The organism is Massilia haematophila (assembly GCF_042647645.1).
Lineage (GTDB): Bacteria > Pseudomonadota > Gammaproteobacteria > Burkholderiales > Burkholderiaceae_D > Telluria > Telluria haematophila.
Map to the genome: position 1 here is coordinate 679539 of NZ_JBHRVV010000001.1, position 14253 is coordinate 693791.

The 14253-nt window shown below is 64.3% G+C and carries 25 protein-coding genes; all 25 read left to right on the forward strand.

Annotated elements, in window-relative coordinates; genetic code table 11:
- Window positions 1-33 precede the first annotated feature (33 nt).
- The 25 genes from ACFOPH_RS03090 (at window position 34) to ACFOPH_RS03210 (ending at window position 14228) form a co-directional block, all read left to right on the forward strand.
- Window positions 34-171 (forward strand): hypothetical protein, encoded by a 138-nt coding sequence (locus ACFOPH_RS03090; protein WP_379733477.1) that lies wholly within the window; start codon window positions 34-36, stop codon window positions 169-171.
- 314 nt (window positions 172-485) lie between these two features.
- Window positions 486-797: a hypothetical protein gene (locus ACFOPH_RS03095; RefSeq protein WP_379733479.1), complete on the forward strand. Its 312-nt coding sequence runs from the start codon at window positions 486-488 to the stop codon at window positions 795-797.
- Window positions 798-925: 128 nt separating this feature from the next.
- Entirely contained in the window at window positions 926-1330 is a 405-nt protein-coding gene (locus ACFOPH_RS03100; protein WP_379733481.1) for a hypothetical protein, read from the forward strand.
- Window positions 1327-1581, forward strand: a complete 255-nt coding sequence (locus ACFOPH_RS03105) for a hypothetical protein (RefSeq protein ID WP_379733483.1) — start codon at window positions 1327-1329, stop codon at window positions 1579-1581. Before ACFOPH_RS03100 ends, ACFOPH_RS03105 begins: the two co-directional genes overlap by 4 nt.
- Window positions 1578-1820 carry a hypothetical protein gene (locus ACFOPH_RS03110; protein WP_379733485.1) on the forward strand — a complete coding sequence of 81 codons (243 nt, stop codon included), beginning with the start codon at window positions 1578-1580 and terminating at the stop codon, window positions 1818-1820. The genes ACFOPH_RS03105 and ACFOPH_RS03110 overlap by 4 nt, the downstream gene beginning before the upstream one ends.
- Window positions 1820-1978, forward strand: a complete 159-nt coding sequence (locus ACFOPH_RS03115; protein ID WP_379733487.1) for a hypothetical protein — start codon at window positions 1820-1822, stop codon at window positions 1976-1978. The genes ACFOPH_RS03110 and ACFOPH_RS03115 overlap by 1 nt, the downstream gene beginning before the upstream one ends.
- Window positions 1978-2307 (forward strand): HNH endonuclease, encoded by a 330-nt coding sequence (locus tag ACFOPH_RS03120; RefSeq protein ID WP_379733489.1) that lies wholly within the window; start codon window positions 1978-1980, stop codon window positions 2305-2307. The genes ACFOPH_RS03115 and ACFOPH_RS03120 overlap by 1 nt, the downstream gene beginning before the upstream one ends.
- Window positions 2308-2321: 14 nt before the next feature.
- Window positions 2322-2591 (forward strand): hypothetical protein, encoded by a 270-nt coding sequence (locus ACFOPH_RS03125; RefSeq protein WP_379733491.1) that lies wholly within the window; start codon window positions 2322-2324, stop codon window positions 2589-2591.
- 102 nt (window positions 2592-2693) lie between these two features.
- Window positions 2694-3158, forward strand: coding sequence for a terminase small subunit (locus tag ACFOPH_RS03130; protein WP_312547567.1), 465 nt, complete (start codon window positions 2694-2696; stop codon window positions 3156-3158).
- The gene (locus ACFOPH_RS03135; protein ID WP_312547566.1) at window positions 3158-4888 is read left to right on the forward strand and encodes a terminase large subunit; all 1731 of its coding nucleotides are present in this window, start codon (window positions 3158-3160) and stop codon (window positions 4886-4888) included. Before ACFOPH_RS03130 ends, ACFOPH_RS03135 begins: the two co-directional genes overlap by 1 nt.
- Entirely contained in the window at window positions 4885-5046 is a 162-nt protein-coding gene (locus tag ACFOPH_RS03140; protein WP_312547565.1) for a hypothetical protein, read from the forward strand. Before ACFOPH_RS03135 ends, ACFOPH_RS03140 begins: the two co-directional genes overlap by 4 nt.
- Before the next feature lie 2 nt (window positions 5047-5048).
- Window positions 5049-6311: a phage portal protein gene (locus tag ACFOPH_RS03145; RefSeq protein ID WP_312547564.1), complete on the forward strand. Its 1263-nt coding sequence runs from the start codon at window positions 5049-5051 to the stop codon at window positions 6309-6311.
- On the forward strand, window positions 6308-7267 hold the full coding sequence (locus tag ACFOPH_RS03150) for a S49 family peptidase (RefSeq protein WP_379733494.1): 960 nt from the start codon (window positions 6308-6310) through the stop codon (window positions 7265-7267). Before ACFOPH_RS03145 ends, ACFOPH_RS03150 begins: the two co-directional genes overlap by 4 nt.
- A 65-nt stretch (window positions 7268-7332) precedes the next feature.
- The gene (locus ACFOPH_RS03155) at window positions 7333-8664 is read left to right on the forward strand and encodes a phage major capsid protein (RefSeq protein ID WP_312547562.1); all 1332 of its coding nucleotides are present in this window, start codon (window positions 7333-7335) and stop codon (window positions 8662-8664) included.
- Between the two features lie 62 nt (window positions 8665-8726).
- Window positions 8727-8873 carry a hypothetical protein gene (locus ACFOPH_RS03160; RefSeq protein ID WP_312547561.1) on the forward strand — a complete coding sequence of 49 codons (147 nt, stop codon included), beginning with the start codon at window positions 8727-8729 and terminating at the stop codon, window positions 8871-8873.
- A gap of 3 nt (window positions 8874-8876) precedes the next feature.
- On the forward strand, window positions 8877-9056 hold the full coding sequence (locus tag ACFOPH_RS03165) for a hypothetical protein (RefSeq protein ID WP_312547560.1): 180 nt from the start codon (window positions 8877-8879) through the stop codon (window positions 9054-9056).
- Window positions 9057-9066: 10 nt separating this feature from the next.
- Window positions 9067-9480 (forward strand): hypothetical protein, encoded by a 414-nt coding sequence (locus ACFOPH_RS03170; RefSeq protein ID WP_312547559.1) that lies wholly within the window; start codon window positions 9067-9069, stop codon window positions 9478-9480.
- Between the two features lie 2 nt (window positions 9481-9482).
- Window positions 9483-9908, forward strand: coding sequence for a hypothetical protein (locus ACFOPH_RS03175; protein ID WP_312547558.1), 426 nt, complete (start codon window positions 9483-9485; stop codon window positions 9906-9908).
- On the forward strand, window positions 9905-10279 hold the full coding sequence (locus tag ACFOPH_RS03180) for a hypothetical protein (RefSeq protein ID WP_312547557.1): 375 nt from the start codon (window positions 9905-9907) through the stop codon (window positions 10277-10279). Before ACFOPH_RS03175 ends, ACFOPH_RS03180 begins: the two co-directional genes overlap by 4 nt.
- Window position 10280: 1 nt before the next feature.
- Complete coding sequence (locus tag ACFOPH_RS03185; protein ID WP_312547556.1) at window positions 10281-11795, forward strand: hypothetical protein; 1515 nt, start codon at window positions 10281-10283, stop codon at window positions 11793-11795.
- Window positions 11792-12334, forward strand: coding sequence for a head-tail connector protein (locus ACFOPH_RS03190; protein ID WP_312547555.1), 543 nt, complete (start codon window positions 11792-11794; stop codon window positions 12332-12334). Before ACFOPH_RS03185 ends, ACFOPH_RS03190 begins: the two co-directional genes overlap by 4 nt.
- Complete coding sequence (locus tag ACFOPH_RS03195; RefSeq protein ID WP_312547553.1) at window positions 12334-12648, forward strand: phage head closure protein; 315 nt, start codon at window positions 12334-12336, stop codon at window positions 12646-12648. The genes ACFOPH_RS03190 and ACFOPH_RS03195 overlap by 1 nt, the downstream gene beginning before the upstream one ends.
- The gene (locus tag ACFOPH_RS03200) at window positions 12648-13160 is read left to right on the forward strand and encodes an HK97-gp10 family putative phage morphogenesis protein (RefSeq protein ID WP_312547552.1); all 513 of its coding nucleotides are present in this window, start codon (window positions 12648-12650) and stop codon (window positions 13158-13160) included. Before ACFOPH_RS03195 ends, ACFOPH_RS03200 begins: the two co-directional genes overlap by 1 nt.
- Window positions 13157-13507 (forward strand): DUF3168 domain-containing protein, encoded by a 351-nt coding sequence (locus ACFOPH_RS03205; protein ID WP_312547551.1) that lies wholly within the window; start codon window positions 13157-13159, stop codon window positions 13505-13507. The genes ACFOPH_RS03200 and ACFOPH_RS03205 overlap by 4 nt, the downstream gene beginning before the upstream one ends.
- 88 nt (window positions 13508-13595) lie before the next feature.
- The gene (locus ACFOPH_RS03210; RefSeq protein ID WP_312547549.1) at window positions 13596-14228 is read left to right on the forward strand and encodes a phage tail tube protein; all 633 of its coding nucleotides are present in this window, start codon (window positions 13596-13598) and stop codon (window positions 14226-14228) included.
- The last annotated feature ends 25 nt before the right edge of the window (window positions 14229-14253 follow it).

Sequence of the window (14253 nt, forward strand, 5' to 3'; positions counted from 1 at the left end):
TGTAACCGGCAACCTAACAACGAAAGGAAGCGCATGCGCTACCAAGCACGCTGGAGCAACGGCTCCTGGAAGACCTTCGACCGCGAGCGCTTCGCCGACGTCGAGACGCACGCCACCAAGAAGATCGCTGAAGAGAAGACCGCGCTGGCGAACGACGCACGCCGCAAGTAAGTCGGCTACTGGCGTAAGCCAGTGACCACACTGCTGCTGATTGCTGCGAGCGCATGGAAGCTCTGGGTTATCAAGGCCGGCTCAGTCGGCAGCAGTGTGGTGAATGCGCATTAGCTGATGCGCGGCGCTCCTCCCTGGGCGCTTTCGAGCAGGATGTATAAGCCTGCCGGCCGGATCGCCAGCACCGGCCGCCGCAACATGTCTCCGTCCGGCTCTCTCGCCGGGCTTCGCCGCCGTAGCGTTCGCGCTGCTGGCGGCTTTTTTATTCCTGCGCGGGCTGGATAACGGGCCGCCTACCAACGACCGAGGTCAATATGAATACGCCTAACACCCAGCCGCAACAGTCCATCGGAGCTGCGCTGCAGATCGATCAGGCAACCGGCTCGCTGCGCGCAGCGATTGACGCCAACGCTGCCGCGGTTCGTGAACTGATCGAGCGAATCACGCCTCTCCTGGCCCCTAAGGCAATCCTCACCGGCAGCATTTCTGCTGGCGGCATCCAGACTGCGACGCTCACCATCACGCTGGGGAAGGCGCCTCTTGCATCGGCCTTGGAGTCGGATCGCGACGATATCGCCGCCCTCACCAAAGAAGTGCAGGAAGCAATCTCTGCGCTGCAGATTTAACACCTTACCGAGACGAGGCGCACCATGCGCATGACCGTAGAGGCCGAGATCGTCTGGTTGCGCCTGATGGTGCAGATCAACCGTGAGCAAGCCCTGCTCGATCAGGCTGCGGATAGTCGAGGTGTCAATTGAAGCCCATTCTTGGACATGAGATCGGACAAGCGCTTTGTGATGCCCTCGGCCTGCCGAAGCGTACAGTGGCGTTCACGCTGCGCTGCCGGGCGATGGAGGCTGTCCGGGTCAAATGTGAGTACTACCCGGAAGACGCTGGCGCGATCCGCAGCGCGCTGATGGAGTATGAGCTGGTGCCGCACCGGGCAGCCTGGGGCGAGCCGCCTACCGAATCCAGTCCGGGGGGCCTGGCCCCATGTGTCGAAACCATGGGCTACGACGCCTGGTTGAAGGCGCGCACGGACGCAGCGCATGCCGAGTACATGAGGCGCACCTCGGTGCCGCCCTCGTGCGATTGGCGCACGTTCCCACCGGAAGAGATCTCGCGCTACTTCGGTATCCCACTTGAGGAGCTGGCATGAGGCCACTTGCCGAACAGTTCCGCGACCGGATCATCCGCATGGTGGTTCCCGATCGCCCGGCCTCCACGGTCATCGTGCACCAGGCTCCCGCGCTGGATGACGCCTGCAACCTGCTCGCCGACTGCACAGACGCGAAGCAGCTGCTGCGCGCGAAGGGCTACGGCCAGGTCGGCATGAGCGTGCTGGAGATCGTGCAGCTACTGCCGCTGGCGCCGCAGCGGCCGGCGCGGATCCGAAAGAAGAGACGATGAATCGAATTCAGCACCCTACGAACAATGCTGTTCTGGGCGCGCCAGCCGGGTGGGATCAGCTGGAGCTGCCGTGCGGCGCGCTACCTGTGACCCGCACGCAGATCGATGGCCTGCCTGCCGTGGTGTCGTTCTGGCGCCCGACAGCCGCGGAGCTGGCCGCGCTGAACGCTGGCGGCTCCATCGAGCTGTCTGTACTCGGTCACACAATGCCGCCCGTTTCGCTCGGGGTGGACCACTGATGGCCACGACAACGCTGACCGTCAAGTTGAAGGTGCGCTGGTGGCTCAAGTTCTACTTAGTCGGCGTGCTGCTCACCTCGCGCTTGACGCACTGCCCGCCGAGCTGGGAGCGAGTCCGCTACTGGATCGACAAGGGCATCAAGATCGAGGTCCACTGATGCCGAAGCTGCGCACCTTACAGCCGCGACTCCAGCCCGCCAAGGTCACGCGCCTGGCACCAGCGCCCGCCGCCACGGTCGAGCGTAAGCGCGGCAGCGCCGGGGTTGCTGATCGTGAGCGCATCCGGCGTCGCGACGGCGGGCTATGCCAAGCGTGTCTGGCCAAAGGCATCACCTCGCTGGGCCACGCGGTCGACCACAAGGTGCCGCTGTGGGCCGGCGGCAGTGACGACGACGCAAACAAATGGTTGCTCTGCACGCCCTGCCACGACACCAAGACGGCGGCGGAGGCGCGGCAGCGTGCCGCCGGCGGCTTGGTCGCAGGCTGAATCACGGAGGCTCTATGCTCATCAAGAAGATTAACCAAGGCGACCTGCTGCCTCGCTTCTATGGCGTGGCGTGGGTTGACTGGTATCGAGACCAGGCCATCTGCCTGCCGCTGGGCCTGAACGTGGCAGCGGCCTGTGCTCGCAATGTGTACTACAGCATCAAGAACGCCGGGCGCCTGGTCCGTGCGAACCCTCGCGACGCCTACCAGCAAGGTCTGAGGGATGGTCGCGCCGAGGCGAGCCGGTCGCTCGACATCCAGCCGACCAGGCCCTGGCCCCGCTGACGGCGCCCCGGGGAGGGGGGAGTCAAAGTCTGGGGTGCCTGACCCTCGGACACCACCTTGTCTCTCACGCGCAGAAAAAAGTCCCCTTGGAGGAAATTGTTAATGGCTTTAACAGGCAAAAAGCGAGCCTTCGCCGATGCCGTTTTGGCCGGGTTCTCGAATAAGGAAGCGGCAATTCGTGCCGGGTACAGCGAGGCGACAGCGTCGGCTGCAGGCTCTCGGCTTGTTAAAGACAAGGATGTTAAAGCCCGCCTGGATCAGGCGCGCCAGGAGCAGGTCGGGAGCGGTCGGGCATCAGCACCGCCAGCCGGCGGGCCGCCAGTCGACCCGATCGAAATCCCGCCGACTGCCGACCCTGTGGAATTTCTCACCAAGGTGATGAACGAGCCGGGGGCTGACCTCCGGCTTCGCATCGATGCCGCGAAGGCCATGCTGCCGTTTAAGCACAAGAAGCTGGGCGAGGGCGGCAAGAAAGAGCAGGTGGACGAGAAGGCGAAGGGCGTCGCAAGCCGCTTCGGTCAAGCTGCAGCCCCGCGCTTGGCCGCCGCCGGCGGTAAGAAAGTCTGATGATGGGCGCAACTCCAGCATGGACGACGGCCTGCCTCGATTGGGTGCAGCGTCTGGTTAATGGTAAATCCATCATCCCGGCGCCGATCTTCCCCGACCAGGCCGAACAGGCGCTCGCGATCTTCAAGCAGCTGCAGGTTACCGACCTGCCAAAGACGGTTTGGGATGAGGTCTTAAGCGAGTATCGAAGCCCCAATTTCGGCGAATGCAGTGAACAGTGGGTGTTCGACTTCGTTGCTGCCATCTTCGGCGGCTACGACGCTGAGACCGGCAATCAGCTGATCCGCGAGTATTACCTGCTGATCAGCAAAAAGAACACGAAGTCGACGATTGCGGCCGGCATCATGCTGACAGCGGTCATCCTGTGCTGGCGTGAGGGTGAAGAGCACTTGATTCTGGCCCCGACCAAGGAAGTCGCGGACAATAGTTTCAAGCCGGCGGCCGCCATGGTGCGCGCAGATCCCGAGCTGCTAGACCTGTTCCACGTCCAGGACCATGTCCGAACGATCACCCACCGCGTGTCGAAAGCCTCGCTGAAGGTCGTTGCGGCCGACACTGACACCGTCTCGGGTAAGAAATCCGGCCGCGTGCTGATCGATGAGCACTGGCTGTTCGGCAAACGCTCGAACGCCGAAGCGATGTTCATGGAAGCGCTTGGCGGCCAGGTTTCGCGAAACGAAGGCTGGGTCATCTACCTGACGACGCAGAGCGACGAGCCGCCGGCTGGAGTGTTCAAGGACAAGCTGAACTATTTCCGCGATGTCCGCGACGGCAAGATTGACGATCCGCGCTCGCTGGGCGTGCTCTACGAGTACCCACCAGAAATGGTGAAGAAGAAGGCATACCTCGATCCGGCGACCTTCTACATCACGAACCCGAACATGGGCCGCTCGGTCAGCGCTGCGTGGCTGGAAGATCAGCTCAAGAAATTCCAGGCTAGAACAGACGGCGCCTTCCAGCAGTTCCTGGCGAAGCACCTGAACATCGAAATCGGCCTGAACCTGCGGTCCGACCGATGGGCCGGCGCCGACTTCTGGGAAGAGGCTGGGGCGGACGAGGTCACGCTCGACTATCTGTTGGAACACAGCGAGGTTGTGGTCGCCGGCATCGACGGTGGCGGCCTGGATGACTTGCTGGGGCTGACGCTGGTCGGTCGCGAGCGCGGTATCGGCCGCTGGTTGACCTGGTCGCACGCCTGGTGCCACAAAATCGCGCTCGAGCGCCGCAAGGAAATCGCGCCGATGCTGCTGGACTTCCAGCAGCAGGGCGATCTGACGATTGTCGACCGCCCAGGCGAAGACGTCGCTGGCGTGGCCGATTACATCTGCCGTGTGCGCGATGCTGGCCTGCTGCCAGAGAAGAACGCTCTCGGCGTAGACGCCGCTGGCATCAACGACATCGTTGACGAGCTGGTGTCGCCGGGCCGCGATATCGCAATCGAGCAGATCGTGGCGATTCAGCAGGGCTGGAAGCTCAACGGCGCAATCAAGACCACCGAACGGAAGGTCGCCGGTGGCGAGCTGGTGCACGGCGCGCGGCCGATGATGGCCTGGTGCGTCAGCAACGCTCGCATCGAGGACCGCGGCAACGCGATCTCGGTGACGAAGCAGGCATCCGGCAAGGCCAAGATCGACCCACTGATGGCGCTGTACAACGCGGTGTCCCTGATGGCACTGAATCCCGTCGCCATGGCGGTGGGATCAATTTACGACGAAGGCATAACGATATGACCCCACTGGACTGGATCACGCTGCTGGCCGGCGTGCTGGGCCTGGGCCTGCTCACCGCCGGCGCCGCGCTGATCTACGAGCCGGCCGGTTTCATCGTGCCTGGCGTGGCTCTGCTCGCCTGGTCATACATGGTCGCGCGCCGCGGCAGCAAAGGCTAAGAATGTTCGCACGACAGTTTTTCTCGGGCCAGCCCGTCAGTGCTGGCGGCGGGTGGCTGTCCGGACTCGGTGGCGCGCGCTCCGACGCGGGGCCGGTGGTCACGCCAGAAAGCGCGCTCGCACTTACGGCTCTGCAGGCCTGCAACACGATCCTGGCCGAAAGCGTCGCGCAGTTGCCGGTCGAGCTTTTCCGCCGGACCGGGAATGGCGGCCGGGAGCCAGCTCGCGAGCACAAGGTCTACCGGCTCATCGCCTGGGAGCCGAACGAGTGGCAGACGCCTTTTGAATACCGCGAGCAAAAGCAGCTGAAGGTCGGCCTGCGCGGCAACTCGTACAGTAAGATCATCCGCGAATCGGACGGTACCCCGCAGGCGCTGCACCCGATCGATGGCATCGTCACGGTGTACAAGGGCAGCGACCTACGCCCGTACTACAGCATCGACGGCGGAGAGCTGCTGCCGCAGCGGATGATCCACCATGTCCGCTGGACTGGCCTGAACAACTACGTCGGCATGTCGCCAGTCATGCTCCACGCGAACGCGATCGGGCACGCGCAGGCGATCCAGGAATACGCCGGCAAATCGTTCCTGAACGGCACGGCGCTCTCCGGCGTCATCGAGCGGCCACGCGAGAGCGGAGCGATCAAGGATCAGGGCGTCATCGATCGCCTGGTCGAGCAGTGGGCGCAGCGATACGGCGGCAGTAGCAACGCCAAGAAGGTGGCGATGCTGCAGGAAGGGATGACCTTCAAGGCCCTGTCGATGACGAACGTCGACGCAGAGCTGATCCCGGCGCTGAAGCTATGCTCGCTCGACATCGCGCGGATTTACAAGATGCCGCCGCACATGATTGGCGAGCTGGACAAGGCCACGTTCTCGAACATCGAGCACCAGGGCATTCAGTTCGTCATCTATACCCTGCTGCCGTGGATTAAGCGGCACGAGCAGGCCATGATGCGCGACCTGCTGCTGCCGAGCGAGCGGGCTGAGTATTACATCGAGTTCAACGTCTCCGGGTTGCTGCGCGGCGATCAGAAGTCGCGCTACGAAGCCTATGCGGTGGCGCGCAATTGGGGCTGGCTGTCGGTCAACGACATCCGGCGCCTGGAGAATCTGCCGCCGGTAGCTGGTGGCGATGTCTACCTGCAGCCCCTGAACATGGTCGACGCAGCGAACTCGCAGGCCGGCGCGCAGGCGCAGGTCCCGCCACCTGATACGAAGGCCAAGCCTGAGCAGGTGAAAGAAATCGAAGGAATCCTCTCATGAAGAACCGCTTCCGCATCGCCAGCATGATCTTCAACCAGCCGTTGATGGTCACCGAGTCGATGCTCGACCAGGCCGCGGCCTGGGCAAACCAGCAGATGAGCCTGAACATCGTCAACCTGAGCGTCAACGGCGGCCAGCCGCAGATGATGGAAGACGACGGCCCGTACGAAAGCTCTGCGGCGCGAGCCGATGAGGCGCGGCGCCAGGCTACTGCCGAGACTGGAGTGGCGGTCATTCCGATCCACGGCGTGCTGGTCAGCCGCACCACTCAGCTGAACGTATGCGAGACCATGACCAGCTACGAGCAGATCCGTGCGCAAGTAGGCGCGGCGCTGGCCGATCCGGCGGTGGAGCACATCGCTTTCGACATCGACAGTCCTGGTGGTAGCACCACCGGCGCTTTCGAGCTGGCCGACTTCCTGTTCGAAGCCCGCGCTGTCAAGCCTATGAGCGCGATCGTGAACTTCAACGCCTTCTCTGCCGCCTACCTGATGGCGGCGGCCATCGGCAATGTGTCAATGTCCCGCACCTCGGGCGTGGGCTCCATCGGCGTGATCGCAAAGCACCTGGACCAATCGGCCCGCAACGAGCAGATGGGCGTGAAGGTGACGACGGTGTACGCCGGCGCGCACAAGAACGACTTGACCCCGCACGAGCCGCTGAGCGAGCAATCGCTTCAGTTCCTGACCGACATGGTGCAGGGCTATTACACGCAGTTCACCGAAGCCGTCGCGAACTACCGCGGCATGACCGTCGAGGCTGTTCGCGGCACCGAGGCCGGTGTGCTGTTCGGGCAGAAGGGCGTCGACATCGGCCTGGCTGACCGCATCGAAACGCCGCAGGCCGCAGCGGACCGCATCGCCGGTGAGGCGCGCCAGGCGCGCGCCGCCCGCACCGGCAAGCAAACGTCCATCGGCGCTCGCGCGAAAGCGATGGCGATCCAGAACCAGATTTGACCGCGTTCGCGGGACAAGCAACCGACCGCCCTTGAGGCGGTTTTTTCATTTCTAGGAAGGGCAATATGCCAACCATTAACGAACTCCGCAGCGAACGCGCCAAGGTCAACGCCAGCGTCCAGGCGCTGGCACTGATCGAAGCCGGCGGTACCGCGCTGAGCGCCGAGCAGGTGCAAGAATTCACCGATCTGCAGGCCCGCTTCGGCGAGCTGACCGCGCAGATCACCCGTATGGAGGCGGCCGAAACCATCGCCGCAGCAGCGGCGGTGCCGGTCGACCGCGCGCTGAACGCCGCGCATCAGCCAGCCGCGCCGCCGGCAGCCGGTGCTTCGGCCAGCATGCCTGCGCGTCCGCGCACCCCGGAACTGCCGGGCTCCGGCATGTCCCGCATGGTCCGCGCGCTCGTCGTCGCCGGCGGTAACCAGCAAGTCGCAGCCAAATTCGCCATGGACAACCAGTTCGGCGAGGACGTGGCAATGGCACTGAACACCCTGACCCCGGGCGCGGGTGGCGTCCTGGTGCCGGCGAATATGGCCCGCGAAGTGATCGAGCTGTGGCGCCCGCAATCAGTCGTGCGCCGCCTGGGCGCGCGCTCCCTGCCGCTCACCAACGGCAACATCACCTTGCCGCGCCTGAAGGGCGGCGCCGTGGTCGGCTACGTCGGCAGCGATACCGATATCCCGACGACTGGCCAGAACTTCGACAACCTGAAGCTGTCGGCCAAAAAGCTGACCGGCCTGGTCCCGATCTCGAACGATCTGCTGGCCTACTCCGGCACCAGCCCGAACGTCGACAAGCTCGTGGTGGATGATCTGACCGGCGCGATGAGCTCGCGCGAAGACAAGGCATTCATTCGCGACGACGGTACCCTCGACACCCCGAAAGGACTGCTGGCCTGGGCGCTGGCCGGCTTCAAGATCGTCGCGTCGAACGGCGACACGCTGCAGAAGGTCGAGAACGACCTGAACAAGCTGATCCTGTGCCTGGAAGCTGTCAACGCCAACATGGGCGCACCGGGCTGGATCATGTCGCCGCGCACCTTCCGCTACCTGGAAGGCCTGCGCGATGGCAACGGCAACAAGGTCTATCCGGAAATGAAGGACGGCAACCTGAAGGGCTACCCGATCGGCAAGACCACCCAAGTGCCGAACAACCTGGGCGCCGGCTCGAACGCGTCGGAGATCTACTTCGTCGACTTCAACGACTGCTTCATCGGCGAAGACGAAACGCTGCTGATCGACTACTCGAAGGAGGCCACCTATAAGGACGACGGCGGCAACGTCGTCAGCGCCTTCCAGCGTGACCAGACCCTGGTCCGCGTGATCGCGAAGCACGACTTCGGCCCGCGCCACCAGGAATCGATCGCGATCCTGACCGGCGTGACCTGGGGCGCGTAACAGCGCCTGACCGCCGGCCTCCACTATGAGGCCGGCGCCACTTCCTACCATCTGGAGTATCAATGAAATCGGTCGAATTCCTCAAGCCGTGGAACATCTACGCCCCAGGCGACGTCGCCGGCTTCGAGGCTGAGCAAGCCCAGAAGCTGATCGACGGCAAAGTCGCCAAGTCCTACGAGCCCGACGCCAAGGCGAAAGCCGCCAAGTAAGCGATGAAGCCCGCCACCGTCGCCTGGCTCGCCAACCTGCGCGCCCAGGCGGCGGAGCCGGAAATCATCTACGTTGCCGTGCGCGGGCCGCGCGGCAGCATCCCCGTCTTCCCTGAAGACGTAACGAATAAATCAGACGAGCAGCTGCTGGCATTCATTTGCGAGCGGCTCAACGAAAGATAACGAGGACCACATGCCCGCATTTACCAAGTTCCAGAAGTTCATCGAGGCTGTGGCCCATGGCAAGCACAACCTGAGCACAGCGCAGATCAAGGTCGCGCTGACGAACACGCCGCCGGTAGTCGGCACGGCCGGCGTGCTGGCCGACATCGCCGAGGTCTCGTACGCGAACTGCTCGAGCCGCAACGTGACCACGTCGGCATCGGCGCAGACGGGCGGCGTCTACAAGCTTACTTGTGCCGATCTTACGCTAACGGCAGCTGGCGGCTCGGTGGGGCCTTTCCGCTATGTCGTGGCGTACAACGACAGCGCCGCCGGTAAGGACCTGATCAGCTGCTGGGACCGTGGCGACAGCATCACGCTGCTCGACGGCGAGAGCATCCTGATCGACTTCGATCAGGCGGCCGGCGTTTTCACGATCGGCTGACCATGACCCCGGACCAACAAGCCGCGCTGCGTGCCGCCGCGCGAGCCAACCCATTTTGCGCCGCGCCGCTGGCCGCCAAGGATTGCGGCACCCTGGCGCTATTCCTCTCTGCCGGCCGCACGCGCGCGAGCGCGACCGAGATTGGCTACGGCACGATCCTCGAGGTGATCGGTATCGCGGCAGGCAACCAGCTGATCGACTTCATCAAGGGCAATCCGGATCTGCGCCACGTCGTACCGCTGCTCGAGCAAGGTCGCCTGCGGATCGGCTCGCCCGTCGCGCAAGCCGCCGTGCAGTCCTTCGTCGACGCCGGCGTAGTGAGCCAGGCGGATGCCGACACGCTCTGCGCCCTGGGCCGCGAGCCTGCCCCGCTGACGCTGCTGGAAGTAGCCGATGCCCTGTACAACCCTGACGGAAGCGAGAAATGACAGCACCAACGCGACAGACCGTTGAAATCCTGGCGGCCACGCTGATGACCGCCGGCACCACAGAGGCGGCCCCGTTTGTCGTTGGCCCATGGGTGTCGGTTGCCGCCTTGAACGGTGGACAACTCGCCGCATTCCTCACCAACACTTCTGCCCCGGGCGTGGCCGGCCAGTTCATCTGGCAGGGCTCGGACAAGAACGACGGCACCAACATCGTCGAGATCTGGCGCGGCGCCGGCAACACGAACGCCAACAGCACGTCGACGCCGATTCCAATCGACCTGCCAAAGGAAATCTCGTACGTGCGCCTGGTCGGCTACGGCAATACGCTGCAGCCGGTGACCCTGCGCGGCGTGCTATTCGCGAAGGGTTGATATGGCCGGCATGCGCTACCAGCCGCAGGGCAAACTGCAGCTGAACCGCCAGCACCCGCTGGCGTCGGCGGTGCGCCTGCTGTCTCTTCCTGGGGTGCAGCGCGGCTTCGACGCCGTAGCGCAGCAGGCGGCAACCACTATCGGAGTGAAGATGCTCAGCACGCCGGACGGCGTGGTCGGCGGCTTTGGCGCGGCGGTCGGCACCGGCAGCACGGACCGGGTAACGACCGGGCTGGCCGGCGACTTCCCGCTGAGCGGTCGCTCGTACATCTTCCGATTCCGGCGCAACGGTTCCGGCGGGGGAGGCCTTGGCAGGCTGTTCGATAAAACATCGGGTGGCTCGGGGCAGTTCGCGATGTGGTACGCATCGCGAGCATCGATTTGCTACGGCTTTTATACCGGCAGTACCGAACGCAACATCGACATCCCCGGAACGGCAACGACAGCAGCACCTGGACAGGATTGCATCCTGATCGTGACGCACGCCTACGACGGCGCGACCAGCACGATCAACGGCTACACCGGCGGCCAGCGTGTCTTGACCGACAGCGTTGTCGCCGGCGCGCTGCGCGACGCCCCGAACACGCCGTTCACGATCGGCAACCGCGCCAGCGATAGCGCCAGGGGATGGGACGGTTCGATCGAACTCGCGGGAGTGATCGACCTGGTGTTGTCTCCGGACCAAGCTACCGCGCTGTCCGGTGGCATCTACCAGGTGCTGGCGAACCCCTATGCAGACGACGAAGACGAAGCCCAGCCGAGAAGCTACACCCTGACAGCTGCGGCTGGCGCTTTCGCTGTTGCCGGCAGCCCGGCCGGCCTCCGGGTCGCTCGCCGAATTGTGGCTGCGCCAGCGGCATTCTCGCTGGCCGGCGCCGCCGCGGCGTTGCGCGCCGTTCGCCGCCTGCCAGTCGAGCCGGGGGCATTCGCTCTCGCTGGCTCAGTTGCCGGGCTGCGGGCTGCCCGCAAGTTCGCGGCTGGTTCTGGCGTGTTCAGCCTGACGGGCAGCGTGGCCACCCTGGTCGCGGCTCGTCGGTTGTCTGCGGCAGCTGGCTCATTCGCTGTCGTCGGCCAGGCTGCCACGCTGGTGCACACCGCGGCGCCGGCGCCGGGCGGCCCGACCTACGTTCTCACAGCGGCACCCGGCAGCTTCGCGCTGGCCGGCGCGCCAGCGATGCTCATCGCGGCGCGCCGGATAGCTGGCGGCCCGGGCACTTTTGTAGTCGGATCGGCGCCTGCTGGGATGACGATTCTGCGGCGCCTGGCCGCTGCGCCAGGGGCATTCGAAGTCGCCGGCTCCGCTGTCCTGTTGCGCGTCGGGCGCCGGCTTCTGGCTGCTCCCGGCGTCTTCATGGTCGCTGGCAGCGACGTCGTGTTCAGGCAGAGCACCCAGATTGAATACGCCCGCGCGCCGGCAGGATCCGGCTACGCGCCACGGTGCCAGGAATATCAATCGCGGCCTGCCCAGGTGTCTACCGGCGGCCGCCCAGCAGCAACACAGAAAGCATACCGATGACCCCAAAAGTGATCGTCCCGCCGGCCGAACTGGCGGTTTCGCTCGAATCCGCCATCACGGCGGCGCGCGCCGCCGGCGCCGGCTTGGACGCAGAGGTCGAGCAGGCCGTCAAGACCGCCACCGCGGAGGCCGAGTTCGAAACGCAGCGCGCCATCATCGAGCAGACCCTGCGCTTGACGCTCGACCGGTTACCAGAGGCGATCAAGTTGCCGCGTCCGCGGCTGGTGTCTGTCGTGCACGTGAAATTCATCGATCCGACTGGCCAGCAGCAGACCCTTGACCCGACGGACTACGAGGTCGACTCGGTGAGCGAGCCCGGCTACATTGTCCCGGCGCCCGGCAAGGCCTGGCCAGCGACTGCCAGTCGGATCAACGCCGTCGAAGTGCAGTACGTCGCCGGCTACGGCCCCGATCACACCAGCGTGCCGGATTCGGTAAAGGGCTTCATCTTGCGCCGCGTGGCCGAGCATTTCGGCCAGCTGTCTGCATCGATGGCTGCCAACGCGGTGCGCTTGCTGGACGGGGAGGTGGTGTACTGATGTTCAATGACCGCCTAACTTTCCTTAAGCCGCAGCAGGGTCAGGACGCCGCTGGCCAGCGAAATCCAAAGCGGGAGTGGCTGCCGATCGAGCCGGGCGCATGGGGCGACGTTCGTCATTTGCGAGGGCTGGAGACATTGCGCGCCGACACCGAGATCTCGGTGCTGCGCGCGTCGATCCGCACGTGGTACCGGGCTGACGTCGATGAAACGATGCGCGTAGCGCATAACGGCCGGGTCTACGATATCAAGTCGCCGCCTCTGCGCAACACAGATCGCCGCTTCATGGATCTAGTCTGCGAGGCGGTGAAATAATGCGGTTCGATACGTCATCCCTCGTAGAGGTCGCGCAGCAAACCGCTGATCAAGTAGTCGAATCGATCGATGAGTCCGTCCTGCGTGCCGTTGGTTACGCCGGCGCCGACCTGTTCCGAGACCAGGCGAAACAGAATGCGTTAGCCAACAAGAAGACCGGCATGTTGTTCGACAGCATCATCGTGAAGCGGATCGAAGAAGAGTCGGACGGCGGCAAGATTCAGGTCTATCTGGTTACGGTGCGAAAGGGCAGCGCGGTCGGGGATGGCGCCTATTACTGGCGCTGGGTCGAGAAAGGTCATAAATTCGTTCCGAGAAACAAGAACATCAGCCCGAGGACGGGTCGTAAGGTTGGCTGGGCGGCGCACCGCCGCGCGGCCGAACTCGAATATGGAAACGCCCGAGTCCGGGCCTATCCATTCATGCGGCCGGCGTACGAGAGCAGGAAGAACGATGCGGTCGACCTGATGACGCGCACGCTGTCCGAACAATTGGCAAGGAATGCAACATGACGCCGCATGAGCGACTTTTTTCGGTGCTGGGCGGGCTGTCCGGCGGCCGGGTGTTTCCGGGAATTGCCGAGCCCGACACGCCGACCCCGTACATCACCTTCCAGGTGATCGGCGGCCCGCCTATCCACTTCGTCACCGGTGAGGCGCCGGCCAAGCGGCTGGCGCGGGTTCAGATCAACGTTTGGTCCGCCACATCGATCGAGGCGTTCGAAGTGATCGCGCAGGTTGAAGATTCCCTGCGCGCGGAGACAGCGCTGCAGCTCGAAGTGCTGACCAACGCCGGCGATACATACGACGAGCTGACCACGTACCGCGGAGCGATGCAGGAGTTCCAGCTTCTCCTCTGATTCACTCTTACCCCTTCCAAGCCGCCTCGAGCAATCCGGGCGGCTTTTTCTTTGCCCGGATCCCGGGCTCTTTACTTGAAAGGCCCATATGCAACTGCCAAACAATATCGCGTTCGCCGTGGCGAGCGTGTTCGCCACTGCCGTGTCGCTCTCCGCCGTGACGAACGCCGCTGAAGCTGTGGCAACCGCAACCAACACTTTCGCCGTCGGCGACTATGTCGAGTACACCGGTGGCTGGAGCAAGGCGAACGGCCGCGTCTTCCGCGTCAAGACCGCTACCGCCTCCAACTTCACCTTTGAAGGCCTCGACACCACCGACGTTTCCCTGTTTCCGGCTGGCGCCGGGGTGGGCAGTGTGCGCAAGGTCACCACCTGGGTGCCGATCACCGGCGTGACCGCGGCGGAAGTTTCCGGCGGCGACGGGAAATTCGTCGAGGTTCCGCTGCTCGATACCGAAATGCCGGTCAGCCTGCCGGACGGCTTCAGCGCAACGACTGTTGCACTGACGATCGCTGACGAGAAGGGCGCGCCGCACCACGCTGCGCTGAAGGCGGTGTCCGATGGCCTGAAGCTGACCTGCCTGCGCGGCATCCTGCCGGGTGGTGCGGTGTTGCTGTACGCGGGCTACTGCTCGTTCAACGAGTCGCCGAGCCTGGCCAAGGGCAGCGTGATGGCTGTGAAGGCCACGTTCTCGCTGCAGAACAAGGTCGTCCGCTACTAATCCAGTTTGCCAGCCGGTGCTGAAT

Excerpts from the sequence above, each read along its gene's own strand:
- ACFOPH_RS03090 (WP_379733477.1), top strand. The coding sequence starts at position 34 with ATGCGCTACCAAGCACGCTGGAGCAACGGCTCCTGGAAGACCTTCGAC.
- ACFOPH_RS03095 (WP_379733479.1), top strand. The coding sequence starts at position 486 with ATGAATACGCCTAACACCCAGCCGCAACAGTCCATCGGAGCTGCGCTG.
- ACFOPH_RS03105 (WP_379733483.1), top strand. The coding sequence starts at position 1,327 with ATGAGGCCACTTGCCGAACAGTTCCGCGACCGGATCATCCGCATGGTG.
- ACFOPH_RS03110 (WP_379733485.1), top strand. The coding sequence starts at position 1,578 with ATGAATCGAATTCAGCACCCTACGAACAATGCTGTTCTGGGCGCGCCA.
- ACFOPH_RS03115 (WP_379733487.1), top strand. The coding sequence starts at position 1,820 with ATGGCCACGACAACGCTGACCGTCAAGTTGAAGGTGCGCTGGTGGCTC.
- ACFOPH_RS03120 (WP_379733489.1), top strand. The coding sequence starts at position 1,978 with ATGCCGAAGCTGCGCACCTTACAGCCGCGACTCCAGCCCGCCAAGGTC.
- ACFOPH_RS03125 (WP_379733491.1), top strand. The coding sequence starts at position 2,322 with ATGCTCATCAAGAAGATTAACCAAGGCGACCTGCTGCCTCGCTTCTAT.
- ACFOPH_RS03130 (WP_312547567.1), top strand. The coding sequence starts at position 2,694 with ATGGCTTTAACAGGCAAAAAGCGAGCCTTCGCCGATGCCGTTTTGGCC.
- ACFOPH_RS03135 (WP_312547566.1), top strand. The coding sequence starts at position 3,158 with ATGATGGGCGCAACTCCAGCATGGACGACGGCCTGCCTCGATTGGGTG.
- ACFOPH_RS03140 (WP_312547565.1), top strand. The coding sequence starts at position 4,885 with ATGACCCCACTGGACTGGATCACGCTGCTGGCCGGCGTGCTGGGCCTG.
- ACFOPH_RS03145 (WP_312547564.1), top strand. The coding sequence starts at position 5,049 with ATGTTCGCACGACAGTTTTTCTCGGGCCAGCCCGTCAGTGCTGGCGGC.
- ACFOPH_RS03150 (WP_379733494.1), top strand. The coding sequence starts at position 6,308 with ATGAAGAACCGCTTCCGCATCGCCAGCATGATCTTCAACCAGCCGTTG.
- ACFOPH_RS03155 (WP_312547562.1), top strand. The coding sequence starts at position 7,333 with ATGCCAACCATTAACGAACTCCGCAGCGAACGCGCCAAGGTCAACGCC.
- ACFOPH_RS03160 (WP_312547561.1), top strand. The coding sequence starts at position 8,727 with ATGAAATCGGTCGAATTCCTCAAGCCGTGGAACATCTACGCCCCAGGC.
- ACFOPH_RS03165 (WP_312547560.1), top strand. The coding sequence starts at position 8,877 with ATGAAGCCCGCCACCGTCGCCTGGCTCGCCAACCTGCGCGCCCAGGCG.
- ACFOPH_RS03170 (WP_312547559.1), top strand. The coding sequence starts at position 9,067 with ATGCCCGCATTTACCAAGTTCCAGAAGTTCATCGAGGCTGTGGCCCAT.
- ACFOPH_RS03175 (WP_312547558.1), top strand. The coding sequence starts at position 9,483 with ATGACCCCGGACCAACAAGCCGCGCTGCGTGCCGCCGCGCGAGCCAAC.
- ACFOPH_RS03180 (WP_312547557.1), top strand. The coding sequence starts at position 9,905 with ATGACAGCACCAACGCGACAGACCGTTGAAATCCTGGCGGCCACGCTG.
- ACFOPH_RS03185 (WP_312547556.1), top strand. The coding sequence starts at position 10,281 with ATGGCCGGCATGCGCTACCAGCCGCAGGGCAAACTGCAGCTGAACCGC.
- ACFOPH_RS03190 (WP_312547555.1), top strand. The coding sequence starts at position 11,792 with ATGACCCCAAAAGTGATCGTCCCGCCGGCCGAACTGGCGGTTTCGCTC.
- ACFOPH_RS03195 (WP_312547553.1), top strand. The coding sequence starts at position 12,334 with ATGTTCAATGACCGCCTAACTTTCCTTAAGCCGCAGCAGGGTCAGGAC.
- ACFOPH_RS03200 (WP_312547552.1), top strand. The coding sequence starts at position 12,648 with ATGCGGTTCGATACGTCATCCCTCGTAGAGGTCGCGCAGCAAACCGCT.
- ACFOPH_RS03205 (WP_312547551.1), top strand. The coding sequence starts at position 13,157 with ATGACGCCGCATGAGCGACTTTTTTCGGTGCTGGGCGGGCTGTCCGGC.
- ACFOPH_RS03210 (WP_312547549.1), top strand. The coding sequence starts at position 13,596 with ATGCAACTGCCAAACAATATCGCGTTCGCCGTGGCGAGCGTGTTCGCC.